Raw genomic sequence first — 24,020 nt, 5'->3', positions numbered from 1 at the left:
GGTTGGTACCCAAGCTATGCCTTTAAATCTGCCCATTGCCCTGACGTGGCTTCGTATCGTCCTGATTCCCCTGATCGTTGCCCTGTTTTATTTGCCGGAACACTGGCTGAGCATCGAAACGCGCGATCTGTGGGCAGCGGCTGTCTTTGTCGTTGCCGCTGCGACCGACTGGTTCGACGGCTGGCTGGCGCGACGCTGGAACCAGACGTCCTCGTTTGGCGCCTTTCTGGACCCGGTTGCCGACAAACTGATGGTCAGCGCCGCCTTGCTGGTGTTACTGGATCTGGGGCGAGTGGACGCCTTTATCGCGCTGATTATTATCGGTCGTGAAATTACCATTTCTGCCTTGCGGGAGTGGATGGCCAAGATTGGCGCCAGCGGCAGTGTAGCGGTTCATCGCTTGGGTAAATTCAAAACCGCCGCGCAAATGGTTGCCATTCCCTGCCTGTTGTACTGGTCGCCTGTCATGGGGCTGCCTACACGGATCATCGGGCAAGCTCTTATTATCGTTGCAGCGGTCCTGACGGTCTGGTCCATGTGCTACTACCTGCAAAAAGCCTGGCCTGAGATCAAGAAAAAGCAGCTGTGAGACAAATGACTAACTCATCGACAAGGACGCTGGCCGGGGCGGGACCGGACGGGTCGCAGGACTGGCAGGTCATTGGCGTGATCGGTATCGCGCACGCCAGTTCGCACTTTTTTCAACTTATCTTGCCCACGCTGTACATTTCCCTGGGGCAAGAGTTCGGTTATGACTTTCTGAAGTTGGGAGGTTTGGTCACCGCTTTTTATCTGGTGTCCTGCTTTGGGCAGGCCTCTTCGGGTTTTCTGGTTGACCGGATCGGGGCCTTGCCGGTGCTGAAAGTAGGCCTGTCCTGCTTTGTAGCGGCCGCCTTGTTGATCGGAACGGCCAATGGCTATGGCATGCTGTTGGCGGCTGCCCTGATTGGCGGGGTGGGCAATGCGGTTTTTCACCCGGTGGATTACTCCATTCTCAATCACCGTGTCAGCCCGGCGCGTTTGGGCCATGCCTTCAGTGCTCACGGTTTGACAGGTAACCTGGGCTGGGCCTTGACGCCGGTCTTTATCACCACGCTGACCATTTACTTCAACTGGCGTGTTGCCGTGCTGTCGGCGGCCGCTCTGATTGCGGCTGTTTTGGTGCTTGTTCTGGTAAACCGGGATGCACTGGCTGGACGCACCGCCTCCGGGTCGATGCCGGCGCGTCCACCAAGCAAGGAGTCGGTCTGGACCACGCTGTCTACGTTGTTGTCCCGTTCCTCTTTATGGGGTGCGTTCCTGTTCTTTGCCTTTGCCACGGCGGCCATGGCAGTCGTGCAGAATTACACCATCCCCATGCTGCACACCACCTACGGTATCGATAAGGTCGTGGCGGGTACGGCCTTGTCCGGTTTTATGCTGGCGTCTGCCGCAGGCATGTTTGTGGGCGGTTTTATTGCTTCTACCACGCCACGCTCTGAGCTGATTGTATTTGTGTCCCTGTGCGTGTCGGGTGGGCTGCTTTTGGTGCTGGGCGCAGGCTGGGTGATGCCATCGATGGCTCTGTTTTTTGTGGGGGCAGCCGGGTTTTGCTCGGGTATTGCTTCGCCTTCGCGCGATATGCTGATACGGCGTGTTACGCCCAAGGGGGCGACCGGGGCTGTATACGGCCTGGTGTATTCGGGCATGGACGTGGGCTCGTCCTTGGCGCCGGTGGGTTTTGGATTGATGCTGGATGTGGGTCTGACGCAGGCCCCTTGGTATGGGGCGGCCATCGGATACTGGACTGCGGCGGGCCTGGCCGTCTATGTGGCGTCCACCGTCACCCGATCGACTAAAGCGAAAGCCTGACGGTATCCTTTGCCGCTTGGCTCGAGACCGCTTGATAACAAACCCCAAAAGCGTATCGCATTTTGGGGTTTCTTTTTTGTCAGAAAGCAGGGGGCGCCCCCTGGAAGGTGCACAGGTCAGCGGGAGGTGCGCCTGCCAGTTGCAACCTTACTGACGTGCCAGCCGTGGCTCTTGCACGCTATCTGCATGGCTGCTGCGCCAGGGATTGATGTCGAGCCCCCCACGCCGCGTGTAACGGGCATACACCAGCAAACGTTCGGGTTGGCAGCTTTGCCAGATATCGCTGTAAAGACGCTCCACACAATGCTCATGAAATTCCGTGTGGCGGCGTAGCGAAACGATATAGCGTAAAAGAGAGGCGGGGTCGATTTGAGGGCCCGTATAACGCACTTGGACGCTGCCCCAGTCCGGCTGGCCCGTAACGGGACAGTTGGATTTGAGTAAATCCGAAACCAGCGACTCGGTCACGAGCGGGGCGTCAGGCAAGCAGGCCAATAAACCGCTTTGTGGTGTGTAGTCCTGGATGCTGATATCGAGCTCATCAATGCTCCGACCTTCCAGTTGGGCGATGGTCTGACCGCTCAGAGCGCTCAAGGGCCATAGTGTCACCTGGACAGGGGCGCCGGCTATGGCGCTCAGATCCTGCTCCATGCGTCCAGCGAGACTGTCGCTGTCCTGCACGACTTCATCATTAAATGAGTTCAGATAGAGCTTGAAGGATTTGGACTCGATAATGCGCGGGCTGTTCCAGGGGATGACAAAGCGGGCCAGGGCGACCACGGGTTTGCCCTTGGGGTTGAGCCAGGAGACCTCGTAACCGTTCCAGATATCAGCGCCATACCATTGTTCAGGTAGCTCAAGGGCCTGACGATTAAGCGAGCGCTCGATACCAAACAGGACGTTGGGATCGTAACGTGTGGGATAAACCACATCGTGTCCGAGCGGCGAATCTTTAAGTGGGGAGGTGTTGCTCATGGGCAGGTGCTGCAGAAATAAAACAGGAAACCGGTGCAGCGAACACGCATTCACCGGAAGGCATACAGGCGATTATCCCACATTGTGAAATCCTTGTCTCAGTATGCAAAAAACGACTGTCGCGGTGCACAGTTTTTTATTTCATAAGCAGATAATGCATTTCATATCTCGAAATTAATTATTTATGTATATGATTTAAAACAAAAAAATAATTACTCTTATATAAGATAGAAAACATGGTTGCGGTGCAACATTTGGGTAGACTGTAGTCATCCTGTTCAATCTAGTTCACTGTTAAATCCATCTTAGGAGTTCACCATGAATGCACGAGAAACTGAGATCCGTAATTTGCAAAAACGCTGGGCTGAAGACCCGCGCTGGCAAGGTATCAAGCGTGGTTACACCGCTGAGGAAGTGATTCGTTTGCGTGGCTCTCTGGTTGAGGAGCACACTTTGGCACGGCGTGGCGCAGAGCGTCTGTGGCAGTCCATTAATCAGGAACCCTTTGTGAACGCATTGGGTGCACTGACGGGTAACCAGGCCATGCAACAGGTCAAGGCCGGCTTGAAAGCGATTTACTTGTCGGGCTGGCAGGTGGCGGGCGACGCCAACAGCGCTGGTGAAATGTACCCCGACCAATCGCTGTACCCCGTGAATTCGGTGCCCTCGGTGGTGCGTCGCATCAATAACTCTCTGGCCCGTTGCGATCAGATTCAGTGGATGGAGGGTGTGAACCCGGGCGATGAGGGTTACATCGATTACTTCGCTCCTATTGTGGCCGACGCTGAAGCGGGTTTTGGCGGCGTGCTCAATGCCTTTGAGCTGATGAAGGCCATGATTGTGGCGGGTGCGGCAGGTGTTCACTTTGAGGATCAACTGGCATCAGCCAAGAAATGCGGCCACTTGGGTGGCAAGGTATTGGTGCCTACGCGTGAAGCGGTGTCCAAGCTGGTCGCGGCCCGTCTGGCGGCAGACGTCCTGGACGTTCCCACCATTCTGGTTGCTCGTACCGATGCGGACGCAGCAGACCTGATCACCAGCGATGTGGATGAATACGATCGCCCCTTCATTCTGGAAGAACGCACAGTGGAAGGCTTCTACCGTACTCGTGCCGGTCTGGATCAAGCTATTGCCCGTGGTCTGGCTTACGCTCCTTACGCAGACCTGGTCTGGTGCGAAACTTCTACGCCGGATCTGGAATACGCTCGTCGCTTTGCGGAAGCTATCCACCGTCAGTTCCCTGGCAAGCTGCTGTCCTACAACTGCTCGCCATCGTTCAACTGGAAAAAGAACCTGGACGATGCCACGATCGCCAAATTCCAGCGCGAGCTGGGTGCCATGGGTTACAAGTTCCAGTTCATCACGCTGGCTGGTTTCCACGCACTGAACTACGGCATGTTCGAACTGGCCCACGGCTACGCCCGCAACCAGATGAGCGCTTTCGTTCAACTGCAGGAAAAAGAGTTCGCGGCTGCACCATTGGGCTTTACCGCTGTGAAGCACCAGCGTGAAGTGGGGACGGGTTACTTTGATGCTGTCACTCAGACAGTGGAAGCCGGTAAGTCCTCGACTACGGCTCTGGCCGGCTCTACCGAAGCCGAACAGTTTGCCGCTTCCGAGGCATAAGCAGGACGGGAAAGGGTAGATAGCCCCTTTTCCGATAGCAGGCAGCCCACCGCACGCTCCAGTCGGTGGGCTGCTTTTTTTTGCCCATGTCATTTTGCTTAAAAGCTACATATTTCAAATATAAAGTTTGTGGGCGGTGCGCTTAAGAAAGTGGGGGATTGGATGACTCATTGTCTGTCAGAGACTGTGCGGGGAAGCCGGTCTGAAAAGGCTTGCCGAGCGATTGCCCGTTTAAGATTGAGGACTCAATAGTCAGTGAATTGATTGGTATTCTCAAGGTACGCTACTTTTGTCATGAAAGTCTTGATAATCAAGGCGTTTTCCTAGTGCAAGACATGGTAGACTTTGGCCGCGCAAGCGATTTATGAAGGGACCTGAAAAGTGAGCTTTGCGTCCAGGCGCGCATAAAAAAAAGGCTGCCAATGAGCAGCCTTGAAAGCATTGAACAGTTAGCGCCGCGTTGGGGGGGTAACGGCCTGAACAAGATGCATAGGGACAACGATAAAGGATCGAAGCAAAGTCGTATTGATTTAAATCAAGAATGAAGAAATATCAGTGGCTTATAGTCCATCCATGCGCGCATATTCGATTTTTTCTCTCCCCAAGCCGCTCACTGACGAGCAGCGATCACATCGGCGTCATACATTGGCCCGTCTAGGCCTGTCGTGGCTGGCAGCCATGCAGGTGATGATGTTTGCGTTTCCAGGCTACATGCGTTCCTTCAGCACCCGAGCTGAGGATATTGAATCCCTGTCGCAGGTCATTGTGCTCATGAACTGGGCCGGGCTGTGTCTGACCATGCCGGTGGTGCTGTACTGTTCCTGGCCGATTCTAAAAGGCGCGTTCAAAAGCCTGTCTGAGGGTCGCGTCGGTATGGATGTACCCGTGGCGCTGGGGATTGTGGGCGCGTTCCTGCCCAGTGTGTACAACACCTGGATGCAGCAAGGCGAGGTGTATTACGACTCGGTCACGATGTTCGTGGCCTTTTTGTTGACGGCCCGCTATCTGGAGCTTTGCGCACGCCAGTCGGTGACCCAGTCCGCGTCCCACGATCTGATAGAACGTTTTCGCCAGACAGTGACAGGGCATGCGAATACCTTGGCATTCTGGTTTGTCAGTATTCAACTGGTGTTGGCTGCTGCATTCGGTCTGGTCTGGTACTGGATAGACCCCTCGCACGTTGTGCCTGTGGTGGTCGCCATGTTGGTCATGAGCTGTCCCTGTGCCATGTCCATGTCCGTGCCGTCGGCCGTCGCCTCGGCACATGCCAGTTTGCTGGCCCGACCCGCTCAGAATGAATTTGAAGTTGTGCAGTTGACCCAGCAAACCGGTCGCATCGCCCGTCAAAATCTCTATGGTTCCATTGCCTGGCATTTACTGATGACACCGCTGGCTGCCATGGGCATTGTGGCTCCCTGGCTGGCGGCTGTCAGCATGCTGGTATCGTCGTTGGCCGTAGCGGCCAACTCCTGGCGTATCTACCGCAGCCGCACCCGCATGGTGCCTGCCCAGTGGACAGGCCCGGCGGCAAGGCAGGGCTGATATGTTTGGCTCTTTGCTGGTCCTGATCCCCATCTCCATCTTTCTGGTCGTTGTCATTGGTATTTCATTCTGGTGGGCTATTTTTGCCGGTCAGTTTGAGGATACCGGCAATGCGGCGGACTCCATCTTGCTCGATGATGACTCCACAGCGAGTCCTGCAGGGACAGAGCGCCCACCAGATACCTGACCTCCCGGTTTTAGTCCTGCAAATGGTCGGCGACACACAGTCTGCGGGGCGGAAACACGTGTGAGTGCGTGCTTTCCGAAGTTTTTTGATAAGCATCAAGTAGCGGATTACCGACTTGCTGGATCATGTATCTTGTTGTCGCTTGTATTAACAATGTTTGTTTAGGGGAAGCAAATGGGCACTTCCGATGCAGTCGGAAATAACGCCGAAGTCTTCAATTACGGGATTGTCAGGCAATTCGCCATCATGACCGTATTTTGGGGCGTCATCGGCATGGCAATAGGTCTTTTTATTGCCTTGCAGTTGATTTGGCCAGAACTCAATTTCGACACACCGTGGCTTAGTTTTGGGCGTCTGCGCCCATTGCATACGAACGCTGTGATTTTCGCCTTTGGTGGGACGGGCTTGTTTGCCACTTCCTACTATGTGGTACAGCGTACCTGTCAGGCCCGTTTGTTTTGCGACAAGCTGGCTGCCTTTACCTTCTGGGGTTGGCAAGCCGTGCTGGTGGCAGCGGTCATCACCCTGCCTATGGGGTACACCAGCTCCAAAGAGTACGCCGAACTGGAGTGGCCCATCGACATCCTGATCACGCTGGTCTGGGTGGCGTATGCCATTGTGTTCTTTGGCACGATCGTCAAGCGCCGGGTGCGTCACATTTATGTGGCCAACTGGTTTTTCGGTTCTTACATCGTCACGATCGCTGTTCTGCACATTTTCAACAACCTGGAGTTGCCCGTCAGCTTCATGAAGTCCTACTCGGCTTACGCCGGTGTGCAGGATGCCATGGTTCAGTGGTGGTACGGCCATAATGCCGTGGGCTTTTTCCTGACCACGTCCTTTCTGGGCATGATGTACTACTTCATCCCCAAACAGGCTAACCGTCCCATTTATTCTTACCGTCTGTCCATCGTTCACTTCTGGGCGCTGGGCTTTACCTACATGTGGGCCGGTCCTCACCACCTGCTGTATACCTCCCTGCCAGATTGGACACAGTCCCTGGGCATGGCGTTTTCCCTGATTTTGCTGGCTCCCTCCTGGGGCGGCATGATCAACGGCATCATGACCTTGTCGGGCGCCTGGCACAAGCTGCGTACCGACGCGATTCTGAAATTCATGGTGGTGGCTTTGTCCTTCTACGGCATGTCCACGTTTGAAGGTTCCATGATGGCAATCCGTACGGTGAACGCGCTGTCGCATTACACCGACTGGACCGTGGGCCACGTGCACTCCGGCGCGCTGGGCTGGGTTGCCATGATTACCTTCGGCTCTCTGTATTACCTGATTCCGCGCCTGTACGGTCGCACTGAAATGGCTCGTCCTCGTTTGATCGACCTGCACTTCTGGCTGGCGACTCTGGGCGTGGTGCTGTATATCGCCGCCATGTGGATTGCTGGCGTGATGCAGGGCCTGATGTGGCGTGCAACCGGTGTGGACGGCACCTTGACCTACAGCTTTGTGGAAGTGGTGAAGGCAACCTACCCCTTCTACGCGATCCGGGCCTTGGGCGGCGCCTTCTTTGTGGCTGGTATCTTGCTGATGTCCTGGAACGTGTTCCTGACCGTTCGTGCAGGTCAGAAAAATATCAATCCCGTTGTGCCTCTGAAAAATCCGGATGCCCGTGACCCAGCGCTGGTGGGCCCAACCACCTTGCTGGCCTAAGGAGTAAATCATGGCTAATGACACTAATAAGCGCTTTTCGCACGCCACGATCGAGAGAAATACCGGGCTGCTGATCATCCTGAGTATTTTGGTGATTTCCTTCGCGGGTCTGGTGCAGATCGTTCCTTTGTTCTTTCAACACTCGACGACGCAGCCCACTGAAGGGATTGAGCCCTACGAGCCTTTGCGACTGATGGGGCGTGACATCTACATCCGTGAAGGGTGTGTGGGCTGTCACTCGCAGCAAATCCGCATGCTGCAATCCGAAGTGCAGCGTTACGGCCCCTATTCGCTGGCAGGGGAGTCCGTCTACGACCACCCCTTCCTGTGGGGTTCCAAACGTACCGGTCCTGATCTGGCTCGCGTCGGTCAGCGCTACAGCGATGAGTGGCACCGCATCCACCTGCGCAATCCACGCAATGTAGTTAAAGAGTCCAATATGCCTGCCTACCCATGGCTGCAGAAAAACTCGGTGGAAGGTGCAAATATCCAGGACCGCATGAAGGTGCTGCGCACCTTGGGCGTGCCCTACACGCAAGAACAAATTGATGCCGCTCCCGAGCAGCTGGTAGGCAAGACCGAAGAAGACGCGGTTGTCGCCTATCTGCAGGGCCTGGGCGTGGCCAGTCGCGACGCAGCTGCCAAGGCTGTGGAGCAGGGGAGCTTCTAAATGGTAGCCATCATCAACGGTGTCATGACTGTTTTGGCGATGGCGACCTTCCTTGGAATTTGCTGGTGGGCGTTCTCTCGGGGACGCCGCCAGGCCAACGAAGAAGCCGCGCTTCTGCCTTTCGCCTTGCCCGACGAGGGAAGCAACGATAAAAACCCTGGGGGTTCCGAATGAGTGACTTTTTTAATAATGGCTGGAGCCTCTGGATTTCCGGCATTGCCTTGCTTGGCATCATATTTTGTTTGTGGTTGCTGTTTACCCAGCGTGCATTTCTGGGCAAAACAGTCGATGTAGAAGAGACCGGTCACGTCTGGGACGGTGATCTGACAGAGCTCAATACACCGGTGCCTCGCTGGTGGACCGTGATGTACATCGGTCTGTGTGTGTTTGCTCTGGGTTATCTGGTGCTGTATCCCGGCCTGGGCAGTTTCAAGGGCACGCTGGGCTTTACCGCGGGCCAGCAGGTCAAACAGCAACAGGCCGAGATCAATGCTCGCCTGGAGCCGGTTTATGCCCGTTACCGTGACATGCCCATCGAAGAGATCGCTCGCGATCAGGAAGCCCGGGAAATCGGCCAGCGCCTGTTTCTGAACAACTGCGCCCAATGCCACGGATCGGATGCCCAAGGTTCCCCCAGCTTTCCCAACCTGGCCAACAAAGCCTGGTTGTGGGGCGGTGAACCCGAGCAGATTCTGCACACCATTACGGAAGGCCGTACCGGCATGATGCCGCCACAAGCCCAGTTCACTCCTGCTGAAGCCTCGGATGTGGCCCAGTACGTGCGCTCCTTGTCTGGCCTGGCAGCAGATCCTTTGCGGCTGGTCGCTGGCAAACGCGTGTATGACAGTGCATGTTTTGCCTGTCACGGCGCTGATGGCAAGGGCAACACCTTGTTGGGCGCCCCTGACCTGACTGATGACTACTGGCTGTATGGCAGTTCCGAAGCCACGATTGTGCAGACAGTCTTGCAGGGCCGCACCAACCAGATGCCGGCACAAAAGGGCACACTGACTCCCGAGCAGATTCGTTTGTTGGCCGGTTGGGTCTGGGGTTTGTCCAATAATGCCGAGCCTGCCCAGGCCAACTAATGTGTTTTAAATTGATCTGACGCCTTCAGGACTTGCAATGAGTAGCGATTCTTCCCAACCCGGCGCTGATAACGCGCAGGGAAATGTGCCCAAGTGGCAACCTCCACGTAACACCAAGGGAGCGGGTGGAACCTCTCCGCAAGTCGAGAAGGCGCTGGTCGATGTACGCAGTAAAATCTATCCACGATCCGTCAAGGGCGTTTTCGCCCGCTGGCGGATCTGGATGGTGTATTTCACGCAGATCATTTTCTATGGTCTGCCCTGGTTGGAATGGCATGGGCGTCAGGCTGTGCTGTTTGACCTGTTGGAGCGCAAGTTCTACATTTTTGGCATGATTCTGTGGCCTCAGGACGTGATCTACCTGACGGTGCTGCTCCTGATATCGGCCTTTTCCCTGTTTCTTTTCACCGCCATGGCAGGCCGCCTGTTCTGTGGCTACGCCTGTCCGCAAACGGTCTACACTGAAATTTTCATGTGGGTCGAGCGCAAGGTGGAAGGGGATCGCCTGGCACGTATCCGCTTGGATGAGCAAGCCTGGAATGCCAGAAAATTACGTCTCAAAGCAACCAAGCACTTTTTGTGGATTGTGATTGCTTTGTGGACCGGCTTTACCTTCATCGGCTATTTTGCGCCTATCCGCGAGCTCGGTGGCGAGCTGATCAATCTGTCTCTGGGACCCTGGCAGTGGTTCTGGCTGTTGTTCTACGCCTTTGCCACCTGGGGTAACGCGGGTTTCATGCGTGAGGCGGTCTGCAAGTACATGTGCCCCTATGCACGCTTTCAAAGCGCCATGGTGGACAGCGATACCTTTGTGGTGACCTACGACTTCGTGCGGGGTGAAACCCGCGGCGGACGATCTCGCAAGATTGACCACAAAGAAGCCGGCATGGGTGACTGTGTGGACTGCAGCCTTTGTGTCCAGGTCTGTCCGACCGGCATTGATATCCGGGACGGGCTGCAATACATGTGCATTGGCTGTGGTGCCTGTGTGGACGTCTGTGATCAGGTGATGGACAAGATGGGGTACGAGAAGGGCCTGATCCGCTATACCTCCGAGCGGGCCATCAAAGAGCGCATGACCCAGTCTCAGGTACGCCGTCGGATGCTGCGCCCGCGTGTGGTGTCGTACATTCTGATTCTGGCCGTAATCTGTGGCGCCTTTGTCTATACCCTGGCCACGCGCACGCCGATGCGGGTTGACGTCATTCGTGATCGCGGTGCCCTGGGCCGTGAAGTGCCGGGGGGCATGATTGAGAACGTGTTCCGTCTGCAGGTGATCAATACCTCGGAAGAGGCTATGGAGCTGCAGTTATCCGTTACCGGGCTGGAAGGGGCGCGCATTCACTTGACCGAGAATGGCCAGGATCATATCCGGGTGGCGCCTGCTGGCAATAGACTGCTGCCTGTCGTGGTGCAAGTCCCAATTAGTAGTGCCAAGCCGGGCCTGTATGATATTTCCATTCAGGCGGTGGGCGAGCACGAGGATGGCCGCAAGACGTACGTGACCGAACGCAGTAGTTTTTACATTCCTCAGTAATTTTATAAAGAGCAAAACATGGACGAATCAAAGGACAGTGGACCCTGGTGGCGTGAGCCGTGGCCCTGGTTGTTGATGGCGGGGCCGGCTCTGGCTATCGTGGGCTGCGTCATTACGATTGTGCTGGCCTTCCAGAATTTCAGTAATCAAGGCATTACCGATGGCGGGGTCAAGCAGGGTCTGGTTGTCAGCAAGGTAGAGTCTGCCCCCGAGCAGCACTAAATGTAGTCGTTTCACCGTTACGCTAGGGTTGAGAGAAGTATGTTTCCGTTCAAGAAGGGGGTACGAATGACCATCCGATCGTTGATGTGGATACTGTGGCCTTCATTCCTGGTTGCCGGGGTGCTCAGTGCAATCGTGTTTGCTTTGGTGGACCCGTTGGACATCGTTGTGCTTGGACATATGCAAGTAGATCGACTGGCCTTTTATACGGTGGCGTTTTTCCTGTTCTGGCTGGCTGCCGCAGTGGCCTGTGCGCTTAGTTTGTACATGTCCTCCGGTTCGCCTGCGGCATTGGCTGAACCGGCAGATAGTCTGGACTGACCCAAGCTCTGGTCTGGCCATAAAAAAAGCACATGCTAAACAGCATGTGCTTTTTTTTGGGCTTGTTGTCTGGGAACGCGTGCAGGTCGCGCAAGCCTGTCAGGGGCGGCTTACCTGCTTTGCAGTGGAGCCGTCCGGCTTAATCGCATTCGGTGCCGGCCAGCGTGCGCAGGGCAGCCAGATCGAGCAGGTGAACTTCACGTTGGGAAATTTTCAGCAGGCCTTCACGCGCAAAGCGTGAGAACAGGCGGCTGACCGTTTCCAGTGTCAAGCCCAGGAAATTGCCAATTTCTTCGCGGCTCATGCGCAAAATGAATTCGTAGGGGGAGTAGCCAAGCAGCGACAAGCGCTGGGACAGGTTCAGCAAGAAAGCAGCCAGACGCTGCTCGGAACGCAGTCCGGCGAGCGTCAACATCAACTGATGGGCGCGGTTGATTTCCTTGCTCATCAGGCGACGGAATTGTTGCTGCAAGATGGGCAACTGGGCAGAGAGGCGGTCCAGATCATCCAGACGAATGACGCAGACTTCGCTGTCTTCCAAAGCGATGGCATGGGACACATGGCGATTTTCAACCAGGCTGTCCATGCCCAGGATTTCCCCTGGTAACAAAAAGCCCGTAATCTGGATGTGGCCGGTGGAATCTTCCAATTGCATCTTGATTGAGCCAGAGCGCAACCCATAGATTCCTTCGACCGAGTCGGCCAGCCGGAACAGCACGCCGCCTTTCGGGATGCGGATGCGCTCCTTGACCAGTTCGTCCAGCCGCTCCATTTCGTGCTTAGGCATCCCAAGAGGTAGACATACCTCATTGAGCATACAGCTGGAGCAGCGTATGGAGTCAGCAGTAACCGAGATACGTTTTTGCATAAGGAATAATGTCAGATGGCGAAACGCTAAATCTTTGAGTCAAATCAAGTGTAATTGTAGCTTTTTATTGGTTGTTATTCCCGCTAATCCTTAATATGTTTAGTTCTTAAGGCTCGCGGTGCGCAGTAAGCCGCTAGGGACGCCGTGTATGGCGCACTCAGTCTGCCTTTGCCGGGTTGTTGTTTAAAAGCGATCCAAACACTTGAATACTTGGTTTTTGTCCTTATCTTCAATTCATCCTGTTATTTGTTGCGAGATCTGGGCAAACAGTATTGAGTAACTGTTTGCTTTAGCTTATCGCATATTTTCTCAAGTGAAAATTCTATGCGAATCGATAAATTGACAACGAAGTTTCAACAGGCTCTGGCCGATGCGCAGAGCCTGGCTGTTCGCGAAGATAACCCTTACCTCGAACCGGCTCACGTGCTGGTTGCCTTGTTGGCGGATGCGGACTCGGGCACGGGCAGCTTGCTGGCCCGTGCGGGGGTGGCCATTCCCCGTCTGGAAAATGAACTCAATCGTCTGATTTCCAACTTGCCCAAGGTGCAAGGGGCGGAGGGGCAGCAGCAGCTCAGTTCCGCCTTGCAGGCTGCCTTGGCCAAAACCGACAAGGAAGCCGCGCAGCGGGGCGATACCTATATCGCCAGCGAGCTGTTCTTGTTGGCCCTGGCCGATGATAAAGGCGAGACCGGTCGCGCCCTGCGCGATGCCGGTCTGCAGCGCCGTGCGCTTGAAGCGGCCATCGAGGCCGTGCGCGGTGGCAGCAATGTGAATGACGCTGAAGGGGACAGCAACCGGGAAGCGCTGGAAAAGTATACGACTGACCTGACCGAGCGGGCCCGCCTGGGCAAGCTGGACCCGGTGATTGGTCGTGACGACGAAATTCGTCGCACCATCCAGATTCTGCAGCGTCGTACCAAGAACAATCCGGTACTGATTGGTGAGCCCGGGGTGGGCAAGACGGCGATTGTGGAAGGTCTGGCCCAGCGTATCGTGAACAATGAAGTGCCCGAGACCCTGAAGGGCAAGCGTGTCCTGGTGCTGGACCTGGCTGCCTTGCTGGCTGGTGCCAAATATCGTGGTGAGTTTGAGGAACGCCTGAAAGCGGTCTTGAAAGAGCTGTCCAAGGATGATGGCAAAACCATTGTCTTCATTGACGAGCTGCACACCATGGTGGGCGCGGGCAAGGCGGAAGGCGCCATGGACGCGGGCAATATGCTCAAGCCTGCTCTGTCACGGGGCGAGCTGCATTGCATTGGCGCCACGACCTTGAACGAGTACCGCCAGTACATCGAGAAAGACGCCGCCCTGGAGCGTCGCTTCCAGAAAGTGCTGGTCAACGAACCCGATATGGAGTCCACCATTGCGATCCTGCGCGGTTTGCAGGAGCGCTACGAACTGCACCACGGTGTGGCGATTACTGACCCGGCCATTGTGGCGGCGGCCGAGCTGTCGCAGCGTTACATTACGGATCGCTTCCTGCCCGATAAGGCTATCGACCTGATTGACGAGGCGGCAGCCCGCATTCGTATGGAGATCGACTCCAAACCCGAGGTCATGGACAAGCTGGATCGCCGCATCATTCAGTTGAAGATCGAACGCGAAGCAGTTATCAAGGATACAGACGAGGCGTCTCAACGTCGCTTGCAGGCCATCAACGATGAGATGGAAAAGCTGCAGCGCGAGTACAACGACTACGAGGAGGTCTGGAAAGCTGAGAAAGCAGCGGTCCAGGGCTCGCAAGTCGTTAAAGAGGAAATCGAGAAGGTGCGTGCCGAAATGGCCGAGCTGCAACGCAAGGGCCAGTTCGACAAATTGGCCGAGCTGCAATATGGCAAGCTGCCCGAGCTGGAAGAGCGCTTGAAAGCGGCCGAAGCCAATATGGACAAGGCTGATCAGGACAAGCCGCGCCTGTTGCGTACGCAGGTCGGTGCCGAGGAAATCGCGGAAGTGGTTTCGCGTGCAACCGGTATTCCTGTGTCCAAGATGATGCAGGGCGAGCGTGAAAAGCTCTTGCAGATGGAAGACTACCTGCATAAGCGTGTGGTCGGTCAGGGTGAAGCAGTACGGTTGGTGTCGGATGCCATCCGTCGCTCGCGTGCGGGTCTGTCTGATCCGTCCCGCCCATATGGTTCCTTCCTGTTCCTGGGGCCAACTGGTGTGGGCAAGACCGAGTTGACCAAGGCATTGGCCAACTTCCTCTTTGACTCCGAGGATCACATGATTCGTATCGATATGAGCGAATTCATGGAGAAACACTCGGTGGCCCGCTTGATCGGTGCGCCTCCTGGCTACGTGGGCTATGAGGAGGGGGGTTACCTGACCGAGGCCGTGCGTCGCAAACCTTATTCGGTGATTTTGCTGGACGAGGTAGAGAAAGCACACCCCGACGTCTTTAACGTGCTCTTGCAGGTGCTGGACGATGGTCGTTTGACCGATGGCCAGGGCCGTACGGTGGACTTCCGCAACACGGTGATCATCATGACTTCGAACCTGGGTTCGCAGCATATTCAGCGTTTGTCGGGTGAGCCGTACGATGTGATCAAGGAAGTGGTATGGGAGGAAGTGAAACAGCATTTCCGTCCTGAATTCCTGAACCGCATTGACGAGGTGGTCGTGTTCCACGGTCTGGAGGCAGAGCACATTGAGTCTATTGCGCGCATCCAGCTCGAGCGTTTGGATCAGCGTTTGGCTCAGCGTGACATGCATCTGGAAGTCAGTGATGCTGCCTTGGCGCAATTGGCCAAGGCCGGATTTGACCCCGTGTTTGGCGCACGTCCGTTGAAGCGTGCTATTCAACAGCACATTGAAAATCCGGTGGCACGCCTGATTCTGGAAGGCCGATTTGGTCCTAAAGATGTGGTGCCTGTGGACTGGAAGGATGGCGAGTTCACATTTACGCGCAGCATCCAGTAAAGCAGCATGTGGCTGTGCTGGTAGGAATCAGGTTGTAACACCGCCAGCCAGAGTGCAAAAGAAAAGCGCCTTAGGTAACTAAGGCGCTTTTTCCTTGGGTGCCCCGTTCGCAGATACACTGGTGAGAACAGATTGAGCGGATCCCTGAAAGAGGGGGTCGGTCGCCATCCTCGTATCGGCTCTGGGGGCCGAACCGACGAACGGACACTTGCATAATCGCTGTTCAAGCTCGGGGAAGCTGTTTGGGTGCCAACTTCTTTACTGTGCGCGTGTCCGGAGGGACTTGTTCGATCAAGCGGACTTTGGAGCAGCCGCCGGGGGAGGCGTCAGGTCCAGTTCATCCTTGCCATAGAACTTCACGCCGATCTCGATGCGCGGGCGGCCCTGGGATCGACGGTGGCGGTTGGTGTCCCGCAGCGAATACACACAGCCGCAGTATTCCTGTTGATAGAAGTTCTCGCGCTTGCTGATTTCCAGCATGCGTTGCGAGCCGCCGCCTTTGCGCCAGTTATAAGTCCAGTACTTCATCTCCGGGTAACGGGCTGCGGCCCGTTCGCCGCAATCGTTGATCTGGTTCATGTCTTTCCAGCGCGAAATACCCAAGACGCTGGAAATAACGTCGTAGCCATGCTCATGGGCGTACAGGGCCGTGCGCTCAAAACGCATGTCAAAGCAGACCGTGCAGCGCTCGCCACGCTCAGGCGCGTGTTCCAGGCCACGTACGCGTTCAAACCAGTTGTCCACGTCGTAGTCGGCGTCAATGAACTCGATGCCGTGCTGCTGGGCAAAGCGGATATTTTCCTGTTTGCGCAACTCGTACTCGCGCACGGGGTGAATATTGGGGTTGTAGAAGAAAACGGTGTATTCGATCCCTGAGGCGTGCAGTGCCTCCATGACCTCGCCTGAACAGGGGGCACAGCAAGAATGCAACAGCAGTTTCTCGCGTTTTTCCGGCAGGGTTAAAACGGGGCGATTGAGCTGAGTGGACATGAATCTGAATCCGGGAAAAACGGCGTGCCGAGTCGGCCGCACAATAAATCGATGTGCCTATTGTAGATTCTTGGCAATATTTAGTGAAATCAATCTGTTGCCTTAGTACCCCAGTACTTCGTCCCAGAGTCGGGTGACCGCTTGTCGCTCCCGAGTCAGCTCGGTGAGGGGGACACGCGCTTTTTCCGCTCCCTCCAGGCGCAGGGCGTGCTGGCGGCGGCGCAACGCGCGATAGGCATCGGCCACGTCCTGGGCGTGGTCCACGGCAATCAGACCAGCTTGCGCAGCTATGCCCAGCAAGGCGATATTGCCCAGATTTTCCAGCAGCCTGGGGTGTTCACGGCTATAGCACAGCACCAGATACTGGGTGATGAACTCCACGTCCACCATGCCACCACGGTCGTGCTTGAGGTCAAATAGTTCGCTGCGATTAGGGTGCCCGGCACTGATCTTGTCACGCATATCCAGAATATCCGCGCGCAATTTACGACGGTCGCGCTCCATCAGCAAGATGGAGCGGCGGATTTCGTCAAACCGTTGTTTGATCTGCGTATCGCCCGTGACAAAGCGGGCGCGAGTGATGGCTTGATGCTCCCACGACCAGGCGCTGCGGGTTTGGTATTGTTCAAAGGCATCCACGCTGACGGCCAGCAAACCAGCATCGCCATCCGGGCGCAATCGCAGGTCAATATCATAGAGCCGACCGGAGGAGGTCATCGCTGACAACCAACTGGTCATGCGGCGCGCCAGCTTGATGTAGCGCTCTACATTGTCCTGGCTGGGGTCGTCGTACAAAAACACCAGATCCAGGTCCGAGGCGTAGCCGATTTCCTTGCCGCCCAGCTTGCCATAGGCAATAACCGCGAAACGTGGCGGGGTGTCGTGTTCAGGGCCCAGGCTGCGGGGGCGCGTCAGGGGCCAGGTGCGTTCCAATGTCTCCGCCAGCATCATATCGGCCAGGGCTGAGAGCTGGTCAGCCAGCGCCTCAACCGTCAGCACGCCCTCCAGATCCTGGGCCAGCAACTGGAAGGTGATCTGATGCTGCCAGTCCCGCATCATGTTCATTTGCTGTTCCACATCGGCCTGCCCGTCGGGCAGTCGGCAGGCGTCCAGGTCCCGACGCATTTGCTCGGACAGCGCGGGAAAGTCGGGAATTTCCATCAGTGAATGCCATTCGATCAGGCTATCGAGCAGCAGGGGGTATTGCGCCAGATATTGGGCGGCCCACGGACTGGCAGAGACGATCCGGGCGACACGGGCCAGGGTGTCGGGGTACTCGGCCAGCAGGGCCAGATAGGCACTGCGCTGGGCAATCAGCTCGATGAGATTAAATAGCCGGGTGGCGGTCACTTCCGGGTGTTCCGAGCGGTAGGCGTAGTCCTCGGCCAAGGGAATCAGACGCTGCACGCGGTCCAGGCTGGCATTGGGCAGGCTGCGCAGACGGTGGCTGTTCAGCAGCGCCTGACGCAACTGTTCAATGCGCTGCTGCAAGGCCTGATCTTGCTGGGCGCTGATTTCCGCGACCGGGGGGGCGGCCGCAGCGGGCTCGGCGCTTGCTTCTTCGCCCATGCCTGCCAGGCGAAAAGCGTTGCGGAAGGTATGCGAGACAAATTTTCTGTGCTGGCCCAGCTGCGCATCAAACTCGGCCAGGCTCAGCCCCAGCGTGGCAGCCAGCTCGCTGCGCAACGCATCGTCCTGCGGCAGCAAATGAGTCTGCTCGTCCTCCCGATACTGCAAGCGGTGTTCGACCCGTCGCAAGAAGGTGTAGGCCGCCAGCAGTTGGTCGCAGACTTCCTGATCGAGCAGGCCAGCCGCGCATTGGCCTTCCAAGGCCTTGTGCAGACTGGGTGTTTGCAAGGAAGGCTGTCGGCCACCACGTATCAGCTGATTGAGCTGGACCACGAATTCGATCTCCCGAATACCGCCATCGCCCAGCTTGATGTTGTGCCAGGTTTCCACGCCATTGCGATTCAGGGCCCGGCGTGTCCAGTCCTGGCGAATTCGTTCCCGCAAGCCGCGCAGGGCAGACAAGGCATCAAAATCGAAGTACTTGCGGTAAACAAAGGGCGTACGCAAGGCCTCGAAGTGATGGATATCGGCCGCACAGCGGCTGCCTTCAAACGCCTGTGCCTTGATGGGCCGTGCTTTGATCCAGGCGTAGCGTTCCCATTCCCGTCCCTGGTTGACCAGATAATTCTCCAGCGCCTGCATACTCCAGGCCAGTGGTCCGGAGTCGCCATCCGGTCGCAGACGCAGGTCGGTGCGAAACACCTGTCCAAAAGCATCGGTATCGGACAGCACGGGCATCATGCGCTGGGTGACCTTGCCGTAGAACTCATGATGACTCAGCGGGCGGCGACCCTCGGTTTCGCCGTCTTCGTCGTAGAGCATGATCAGATCAATATCCGAGGAGACGTTTAATTCCCCCCCGCCCAGCTTGCCCATACCCAGAATAATCATTTCCTGGGGCAGGCCAGTGTGCGGATTTTTTGGGGTGCCGTGCATCTCGGCCAGTTGCCTTGCCACGGTTTCATAGGCCTGCGCCACTGCCAGATCGGCCAGGCTGCTCATGGCCAGCATGACTTCTTCAAGCGGAGCCAGGCCATTGATATCCCGGATCATCAGCACCAGAAAGACGCGTTCCCGCAGTTGACGCAAGGCCTGGCGCACTTGTGCCAGGCGATCATTGTCGGGCTCGGGCAGTAAAGTCCGATACCATTGAGCAATGAGAGCGGGGGTGACAGGGTGCTGGGCCTGCTCTTGCAGCCAGGTGCCAAATTGTGGCTGAGCGTTTACTTTTCGACGCAAGGGGCCGGACCATTGCATCACGGGCTTCAATATAATGGACTGGCTCATACGATAAGAGGTTTTTCGGAGAAGGGAAGACGGCAAGTGGGATCACTTGTCTGACTGGGCCGGAAATGGCCGCATTTAACTATACTCGGGAATTGAATGCATGGTAGTTCGAGGGCTTGTGCGACTGGCGCTATTGCTCTATTTTGCGCTGATGCTGGGCCTGGTTGGCGTGCGCTACCTGCTCGTTCCCCAACTGGATAATCTGCGTCCGTATCTGGAGCAGAAAATCACCGAGCAAACCGGCCTGCACGTCCAGATGCAAGAGTTAAAAGGCAGCTGGCAGGGCTGGAACCCGCATCTGTCCATAACCCAGCTGTCCGTGGCCGAACCGGGCCAGGCGCCTATGTTGCAGTTGCCCAGCTTGCAGGCCGTCATCAGCTGGAAATCGCTCTTTAGCGGCTCGCTGCAGCTGCGCCAGCTCGATGTGCAGGGTTTGACCATACCCATACGGCGCGATTCCCAGGGCCAGATTCTGGTGATGGGACAAAGGCTGGATATGAACGACGATAGCGTCGATACCAGCCCCCAGGCCTGGCAAGGTCCGGTTCGTTGGCTGCTGCAACAGCGGGGCGTTCGTATCCAGGGTACTTCCTTGCAATGGCAGGATGATTTGCGGGGCGCACCGGCCTTGAATCTGCCGTCCATTGAACTGCAGATCGGCTATCGCCAGGGCTGGCATGAGGTCAGTCTGGCCACGGCCTTGCCGACCAATCTGGGCGAGTCCGTCGCCCTGGCCTTGCGGGTGCAAGGCCAGCGTCGTTTGCCCGAGCATGTGGACGTGATGGGCTTGCCCTGGGAAATGACGGTGCAGGCCAAGGCAGTGGATACGCCGGCCTTGCGTCCCTGGTTGGACATCCCTGCGGCTCTGGACAGGGCTTGGGTGGATCTGCATGCCCAAGCCAGCCAAGCCGACGCGGCCCCGTCCATTCAGATGCAACTGTTGGCTCAACTGCGTGATCTTGCCGTGCGCACCGAGCATGAGGAGCGGGTCCAGCTGGAGCATGCCGTTGTGGAGCTGGAAGGCAGCCTGAGCGATATGCAGGCCTTGGTCCAGGGCAAAGCCAGTGACGATGTGCAGTGGGCGGTGACGATGGATGGCTTGGGCTTGCGGATACCAGACCTGTTTGCTCAGCATGTGGGTGTGGATCAGCTAAAAGCGCAGGGCACAGCACATCGCGATGAGCTGGCCAGACTGGGCCTGAATACGATGATGGTAAATGTGCGCAATGCGGATCTGGATGCGCAACTGTCCGGCAACTGGCGTGAGGACGGCCAGTTTGAGGCCGGTGTGGCGGATTGGACAGGGCAATTCCAGTACCTGAATCTGGCCGCTTTAGTGAACTATCTGCCCTTGACGGTGAATCCTCTGGCGCGTGAATGGATGCAGGCGGGGCTGGTGCAAGGCGCTGTCACCCAGGGCACGATTCGGCTACGGGGCGGGCTGGATACCTTTCCCTACGGTCTGAATCCGGAGGATGGTCAGTTTGAAGTGGCCGGTGCGCTGGATAAGGGGATTGTGGATTATCAGCCGGCCCGCCCCCAGCGTCTGGCCTGGCCTCGGCTGGAAGGCGTGCAGGGCAGCATTCGCATGCATAACGACAATCTGGATATTCTGGCGCAGCAGGCTCGCATGCCTATTGCCCAGCAGCAGGATATCGTCATGCGTGATATTCAGACCCACATTCGCTCCCTGGAGCAAGACAGTGTCTTGACCCTGGAAGGGGTGTCGCAGGCGCCGGCCGGCAGTTATCTGGCCTTGGTGCATCAGTCTCCCTTGAATGATCTGTTAGATGGGTTGCTGGCTGACAGCCGGGTGATGGGAGACTGGACGGTGCCCATCACATTGCAGATTCCTTTGGACAATGCCGACGATGCGCAGGTCCAGGGCCTGATCCAGATGAAGGATGGCAAGTTTCAGTTCATGCCCGAGGCTCCCCCTTTGACGGCATTGAAAGGGGAGCTGGCCTTTAATGAGAAGGGGGTCAGCGCCCAGACCTTGACGGGCAGGCTGCTGGGAGGAGATGCGCAGATCCAGGGAATACTGGAGCCAGGTAGGCCTGGCCTGCGCCTGAGCGGCACCCTGACCTCGCAAGGCCTGGAGCAGTATCTGGGGTTGAAAGGCTTGCAGCGTCTGCAGGGTCAGACAGCCTATAGCGTGCTGATGAAACTGGATGCCAAGGGAGCGTTTTCCTTGGGGGCAGAGTCCGACCTGAAGGGGCTGGCATTGAATTTGCCCGAACCTTTTCAGAAGCCGGCTGAACGGGCAGCCCAATTGAAAGCGGACTGGAGCAGTGATTCTGCCGCCAAAATGGATCGCTTGCAGATCAGTCTGAGAGACAGGCAGACCTTTTTGCTCAATTTGCTCCACGCTCAAGGCTCGCGCCAGGGCAGCTACTTCCACAGTGGCAGCATGGGAACGCCAGAATGGGTGACATGGCCTCGACGTGGTCTGGAACTGCGTAGTCGCTACGATCGCATGGATCTGGATGCGTGGGAACAGGTGGTTCAGGAGTTTGGCCAGAATCTGGATGGCAGTCCCGTGGCCCCTTCCGCTCGTCCTTTGCTGCCCTTGCTGGAACGGGTGCAGCTGAATGCAGACCAGGCATGGTTACGGGGACAGAGGCTGGATCAGCTGGAGCTGGAAAGCACCGAGGATGCTGCAGGCAGGGTGTCCCTGCGCTTGAAGGCCCGGCAGGCCCAGGGGCAGGTTCAGGCGCAGCATCGTGATGGTCGTTATGCCGGTTTGTTTAACGCCCATTTTTCCCATTTGCATATTGATGGTCAGCGGCCCGATTGGGCGTGGCCCGATGCCGATGTGCCGACGGAAGATGATTTGAGCCTGCCGGCTATCTCGCTAAAGGTGGATGACCTGCAGATTCAGGGCATACGGTTTGGCACCTTGCAAGCCATGGGTAAGCCGGCGGGCGCCGGGGCCACGTGGCGGCTGGAGAATTTTTCGCTTAGCGCTCAGGGCATGCATTTGCAGGGCTCGGGTTCCCTGGCCTTGCGCGGGCCCCAGCGCGGTCTGGAGCTGATTGCCAATAGTCAGGTGGCTAATCTGGGTGAGTTTGTGGATGTGAGTGGCTTGCTGACCGAGTCGATCAAGAATGGGGACGGGACCATACAGGCCGCCTTGTTCTGGAGCGATTTCCCCTGGTCGCGCGACAAGCGCAATATCAGCGGCCAGTTTAACGTGGACCTGAAAAAAGGGCGCTTTATCAGTTTGAACTCACGCTCGGCAAAACTGTTGGAGTTGCTCAGCTTGCAGTCCATCTCGCGCCTGAGCCGGCTTGACCTGGATTTGTTCGGGGCGGTGAAAGACGGTTTTGCTTTTGATAGTCTCACCGGACGCATGAATCTGTCTCAGGGCAAGCTGGAGTTGGACAATTACCAGATTAAGGGGCCAGCCGGGGAGATCAAGCTGAAAGGCTGGATCGACATCAAGGATGAAACCCTGGATCTGATTGCGGTGGTCAGCCCGAATCTGGACATGAGCGGGGCAGCAATTGCGGCGTACTTTGCTGTCAATCCGATGGTGGGGGTAGGGGCCATGCTGACCCAGTGGTTGATGCAGGTGCCGATGAGCAGTCACTTGTCCGTCACTTATGCAGTGAGCGGCAAGGTAGATGATCCCCAGCTCAAAGAGCTGGACGCCCCGGCTGTGAATACGGCTGGAAAAGACAAGCAGCCCCGGATTGAGCCTTGATCGCCACGATCGGCTTTCCAGGCGCCTGGCATGATGCCCGGTAAGCCTGGCGATGGTTTTTGGGGGCCGTTTCCCTCGTGTGAGCTGGTTTTTGTAGGGTAGGCCGATGCGCGTGAGAAGACTGAAGCAATGTGGAGCCTTGCTGTTTTTGGCAGGATGGGTTTTCAAGGGGGCGGCAGCCAGTCCTCAATCTGTCGTGCAGACTGCGCAAATGCTCGAACAATCCTTAGGCGCTCGTGTCGGTTTGGCGGTGCTCGATACGGCGGACGGGCATGTATGGCAGTACCGGGCCAATGAACGATTTCCCATGGCCAGCATCAGCAAGCTGGTGATCTGTGCGGCTTTGCTGGCCCGAGGGCCAGGCGCCATGAAGGCGGCCTGGCGGGTCAGGCAGGAGGCTGTCCAGTCTTATGCCCCCACTACCAAAGATCGGGTGGGTGAGCAGATATCGGCGGATCAATTATGTGCGATCACGATGCGCAACAGCGACAACACGGCTGCCAATGGGGTCCTGGAGATTCTTGGCGGGCCCGCGGCCGTCACTTCTTTCCTGCGCAGCGTGGGCGATACGGTGACGCGTCTGGATCGCAATGAGCCCAGCTTGAATGAAGCCGCGCCCGGCGACCCGCGTGACACGACCAGCCCTTATGCCATGGTGCAGACCTTGCATCGTCTGGCCCTGGGCGATGCACTGAAAGCAGCGGACCGCGATCAGCTGATTGGCTGGCTACGTCGTAACGAAGTGGGTGGACCCTTGTTGCGGGCTGGCGTCCCTGAACGCTGGGCGGTGGCGGACCGAACCGGGGCAGCGGCTTACGGCACACGCGGTGTCGTGGCGGTGATGTGGCCCCCTGAACGCGCGCCGCTGGTGGCTGCCGTCTACATTACGGAAACCCAGGCTTCTATGGATGAGCGCAACGCGGCCATCGCCACGATTGGCAAGGCTATTGCAGCGGCGGTGGAACAGAAAGCGCAGCCCTGATCACCGGGCAGGCACCGGCGG

19 protein-coding genes are annotated in these 24,020 nt (G+C 57.0%); 15 read left to right on the top strand and 4 right to left on the bottom strand.

Annotated features, from left to right (window positions below):
- The first annotated feature begins 16 nt into the window (after positions 1-16).
- Positions 17-589, top strand: coding sequence for a CDP-diacylglycerol--glycerol-3-phosphate 3-phosphatidyltransferase (pgsA, locus tag FE795_RS11025; protein WP_003799212.1), 573 nt, complete (start codon positions 17-19; stop codon positions 587-589).
- Between the two features lie 5 nt (positions 590-594).
- Positions 595-1,851, top strand: coding sequence for an MFS transporter (locus FE795_RS11020; protein ID WP_131070680.1), 1,257 nt, complete (start codon positions 595-597; stop codon positions 1,849-1,851).
- 147 nt (positions 1,852-1,998) lie between these two features.
- On the opposite strand, the gene queF is transcribed toward FE795_RS11020, so the two are convergent.
- The gene (gene queF, locus FE795_RS11015) at positions 1,999-2,826 is read right to left on the bottom strand and encodes an NADPH-dependent 7-cyano-7-deazaguanine reductase QueF (protein ID WP_003799215.1); all 828 of its coding nucleotides are present in this window, start codon (positions 2,824-2,826) and stop codon (positions 1,999-2,001) included.
- 318 nt (positions 2,827-3,144) lie between these two features.
- Between queF and aceA the strand changes: the two genes are divergently transcribed.
- From aceA to FE795_RS10965, 10 genes are all read left to right on the top strand, one after another.
- Complete coding sequence (gene aceA, locus FE795_RS11010) at positions 3,145-4,452, top strand: isocitrate lyase (protein ID WP_003799217.1); 1,308 nt, start codon at positions 3,145-3,147, stop codon at positions 4,450-4,452.
- A gap of 573 nt (positions 4,453-5,025) precedes the next feature.
- Complete coding sequence (locus FE795_RS11005; RefSeq protein WP_051010383.1) at positions 5,026-5,994, top strand: hypothetical protein; 969 nt, start codon at positions 5,026-5,028, stop codon at positions 5,992-5,994.
- A gap of 1 nt (position 5,995) precedes the next feature.
- Positions 5,996-6,181 carry a cbb3-type cytochrome oxidase assembly protein CcoS gene (ccoS, locus tag FE795_RS11000; RefSeq protein WP_003799221.1) on the top strand — a complete coding sequence of 62 codons (186 nt, stop codon included), beginning with the start codon at positions 5,996-5,998 and terminating at the stop codon, positions 6,179-6,181.
- Between the two features lie 174 nt (positions 6,182-6,355).
- Positions 6,356-7,843, top strand: coding sequence for a cytochrome-c oxidase, cbb3-type subunit I (ccoN, locus tag FE795_RS10995; RefSeq protein WP_003799224.1), 1,488 nt, complete (start codon positions 6,356-6,358; stop codon positions 7,841-7,843).
- A gap of 10 nt (positions 7,844-7,853) precedes the next feature.
- Positions 7,854-8,513, top strand: coding sequence for a cytochrome-c oxidase, cbb3-type subunit II (ccoO, locus tag FE795_RS10990; RefSeq protein WP_003799225.1), 660 nt, complete (start codon positions 7,854-7,856; stop codon positions 8,511-8,513).
- Positions 8,514-8,687 carry a CcoQ/FixQ family Cbb3-type cytochrome c oxidase assembly chaperone gene (locus FE795_RS10985; protein ID WP_003799228.1) on the top strand — a complete coding sequence of 58 codons (174 nt, stop codon included), beginning with the start codon at positions 8,514-8,516 and terminating at the stop codon, positions 8,685-8,687.
- Entirely contained in the window at positions 8,684-9,601 is a 918-nt protein-coding gene (gene ccoP / locus FE795_RS10980) for a cytochrome-c oxidase, cbb3-type subunit III (RefSeq protein ID WP_059318834.1), read from the top strand. The genes FE795_RS10985 and ccoP overlap by 4 nt, the downstream gene beginning before the upstream one ends.
- Positions 9,602-9,638: 37 nt before the next feature.
- Entirely contained in the window at positions 9,639-11,138 is a 1,500-nt protein-coding gene (ccoG, locus tag FE795_RS10975; protein ID WP_003799232.1) for a cytochrome c oxidase accessory protein CcoG, read from the top strand.
- Between the two features lie 18 nt (positions 11,139-11,156).
- A complete protein-coding gene (locus tag FE795_RS10970; RefSeq protein ID WP_003799234.1) occupies positions 11,157-11,360 on the top strand; it encodes a FixH family protein in 204 nt (67 codons plus the stop codon).
- A 66-nt stretch (positions 11,361-11,426) separates the two neighbouring features.
- Entirely contained in the window at positions 11,427-11,681 is a 255-nt protein-coding gene (locus FE795_RS10965; RefSeq protein ID WP_003799236.1) for a hypothetical protein, read from the top strand.
- A 139-nt stretch (positions 11,682-11,820) separates the two neighbouring features.
- Here the strand turns inward: FE795_RS10965 and FE795_RS10960 are convergent, their stop codons facing one another.
- Positions 11,821-12,549, bottom strand: a complete 729-nt coding sequence (locus FE795_RS10960) for a helix-turn-helix domain-containing protein (protein WP_003799238.1) — start codon at positions 12,547-12,549, stop codon at positions 11,821-11,823.
- 324 nt (positions 12,550-12,873) lie between these two features.
- On the opposite strand from FE795_RS10960, the gene clpB reads away from it, so the two are divergent.
- On the top strand, positions 12,874-15,465 hold the full coding sequence (gene clpB, locus FE795_RS10955; RefSeq protein WP_003799240.1) for an ATP-dependent chaperone ClpB: 2,592 nt from the start codon (positions 12,874-12,876) through the stop codon (positions 15,463-15,465).
- 291 nt (positions 15,466-15,756) lie between these two features.
- On the opposite strand, the gene FE795_RS10950 is transcribed toward clpB, so the two are convergent.
- Both FE795_RS10950 and glnE read right to left on the bottom strand, forming a co-directional pair.
- Positions 15,757-16,455, bottom strand: coding sequence for an epoxyqueuosine reductase QueH (locus FE795_RS10950; protein ID WP_003799242.1), 699 nt, complete (start codon positions 16,453-16,455; stop codon positions 15,757-15,759).
- A 102-nt stretch (positions 16,456-16,557) separates the two neighbouring features.
- Positions 16,558-19,311, bottom strand: a complete 2,754-nt coding sequence (gene glnE, locus FE795_RS10945) for a bifunctional [glutamate--ammonia ligase]-adenylyl-L-tyrosine phosphorylase/[glutamate--ammonia-ligase] adenylyltransferase (RefSeq protein ID WP_003799245.1) — start codon at positions 19,309-19,311, stop codon at positions 16,558-16,560.
- Between the two features lie 100 nt (positions 19,312-19,411).
- Between glnE and FE795_RS10940 the strand changes: the two genes are divergently transcribed.
- Entirely contained in the window at positions 19,412-23,017 is a 3,606-nt protein-coding gene (locus FE795_RS10940; protein WP_131070679.1) for a YhdP family protein, read from the top strand.
- Between the two features lie 211 nt (positions 23,018-23,228).
- Positions 23,229-23,999 (top strand): class A beta-lactamase, encoded by a 771-nt coding sequence (gene bla / locus FE795_RS10935; protein WP_230406173.1) that lies wholly within the window; start codon positions 23,229-23,231, stop codon positions 23,997-23,999.
- The last annotated feature ends 21 nt before the right edge of the window (positions 24,000-24,020 follow it).

The sequence above is a fragment of the Alcaligenes ammonioxydans genome, assembly GCF_019343455.1.
Classification (GTDB): Bacteria; Pseudomonadota; Gammaproteobacteria; order Burkholderiales; family Burkholderiaceae_B; genus Alcaligenes; species Alcaligenes ammonioxydans.
The sequence above is the reverse complement of the archived record's forward strand: the minus strand, read 5'-3'. Positions and strand labels throughout refer to the sequence as shown.

Excerpts from the sequence above, each read along its gene's own strand:
- pgsA (WP_003799212.1), top strand. The coding sequence starts at position 17 with ATGCCTTTAAATCTGCCCATTGCCCTGACGTGGCTTCGTATCGTCCTG.
- FE795_RS11020 (WP_131070680.1), top strand. The coding sequence starts at position 595 with ATGACTAACTCATCGACAAGGACGCTGGCCGGGGCGGGACCGGACGGG.
- queF (WP_003799215.1), bottom strand. The coding sequence starts at position 2,826 with ATGAGCAACACCTCCCCACTTAAAGATTCGCCGCTCGGACACGATGTG.
- aceA (WP_003799217.1), top strand. The coding sequence starts at position 3,145 with ATGAATGCACGAGAAACTGAGATCCGTAATTTGCAAAAACGCTGGGCT.
- FE795_RS11005 (WP_051010383.1), top strand. The coding sequence starts at position 5,026 with ATGCGCGCATATTCGATTTTTTCTCTCCCCAAGCCGCTCACTGACGAG.
- ccoS (WP_003799221.1), top strand. The coding sequence starts at position 5,996 with ATGTTTGGCTCTTTGCTGGTCCTGATCCCCATCTCCATCTTTCTGGTC.
- ccoN (WP_003799224.1), top strand. The coding sequence starts at position 6,356 with ATGGGCACTTCCGATGCAGTCGGAAATAACGCCGAAGTCTTCAATTAC.
- ccoO (WP_003799225.1), top strand. The coding sequence starts at position 7,854 with ATGGCTAATGACACTAATAAGCGCTTTTCGCACGCCACGATCGAGAGA.
- FE795_RS10985 (WP_003799228.1), top strand. The coding sequence starts at position 8,514 with ATGGTAGCCATCATCAACGGTGTCATGACTGTTTTGGCGATGGCGACC.
- ccoP (WP_059318834.1), top strand. The coding sequence starts at position 8,684 with ATGAGTGACTTTTTTAATAATGGCTGGAGCCTCTGGATTTCCGGCATT.
- ccoG (WP_003799232.1), top strand. The coding sequence starts at position 9,639 with ATGAGTAGCGATTCTTCCCAACCCGGCGCTGATAACGCGCAGGGAAAT.
- FE795_RS10970 (WP_003799234.1), top strand. The coding sequence starts at position 11,157 with ATGGACGAATCAAAGGACAGTGGACCCTGGTGGCGTGAGCCGTGGCCC.
- FE795_RS10965 (WP_003799236.1), top strand. The coding sequence starts at position 11,427 with ATGACCATCCGATCGTTGATGTGGATACTGTGGCCTTCATTCCTGGTT.
- FE795_RS10960 (WP_003799238.1), bottom strand. The coding sequence starts at position 12,549 with ATGCAAAAACGTATCTCGGTTACTGCTGACTCCATACGCTGCTCCAGC.
- clpB (WP_003799240.1), top strand. The coding sequence starts at position 12,874 with ATGCGAATCGATAAATTGACAACGAAGTTTCAACAGGCTCTGGCCGAT.
- FE795_RS10950 (WP_003799242.1), bottom strand. The coding sequence starts at position 16,455 with ATGTCCACTCAGCTCAATCGCCCCGTTTTAACCCTGCCGGAAAAACGC.
- glnE (WP_003799245.1), bottom strand. The coding sequence starts at position 19,311 with ATGAGCCAGTCCATTATATTGAAGCCCGTGATGCAATGGTCCGGCCCC.
- FE795_RS10940 (WP_131070679.1), top strand. The coding sequence starts at position 19,412 with ATGGTAGTTCGAGGGCTTGTGCGACTGGCGCTATTGCTCTATTTTGCG.
- bla (WP_230406173.1), top strand. The coding sequence starts at position 23,229 with ATGCTCGAACAATCCTTAGGCGCTCGTGTCGGTTTGGCGGTGCTCGAT.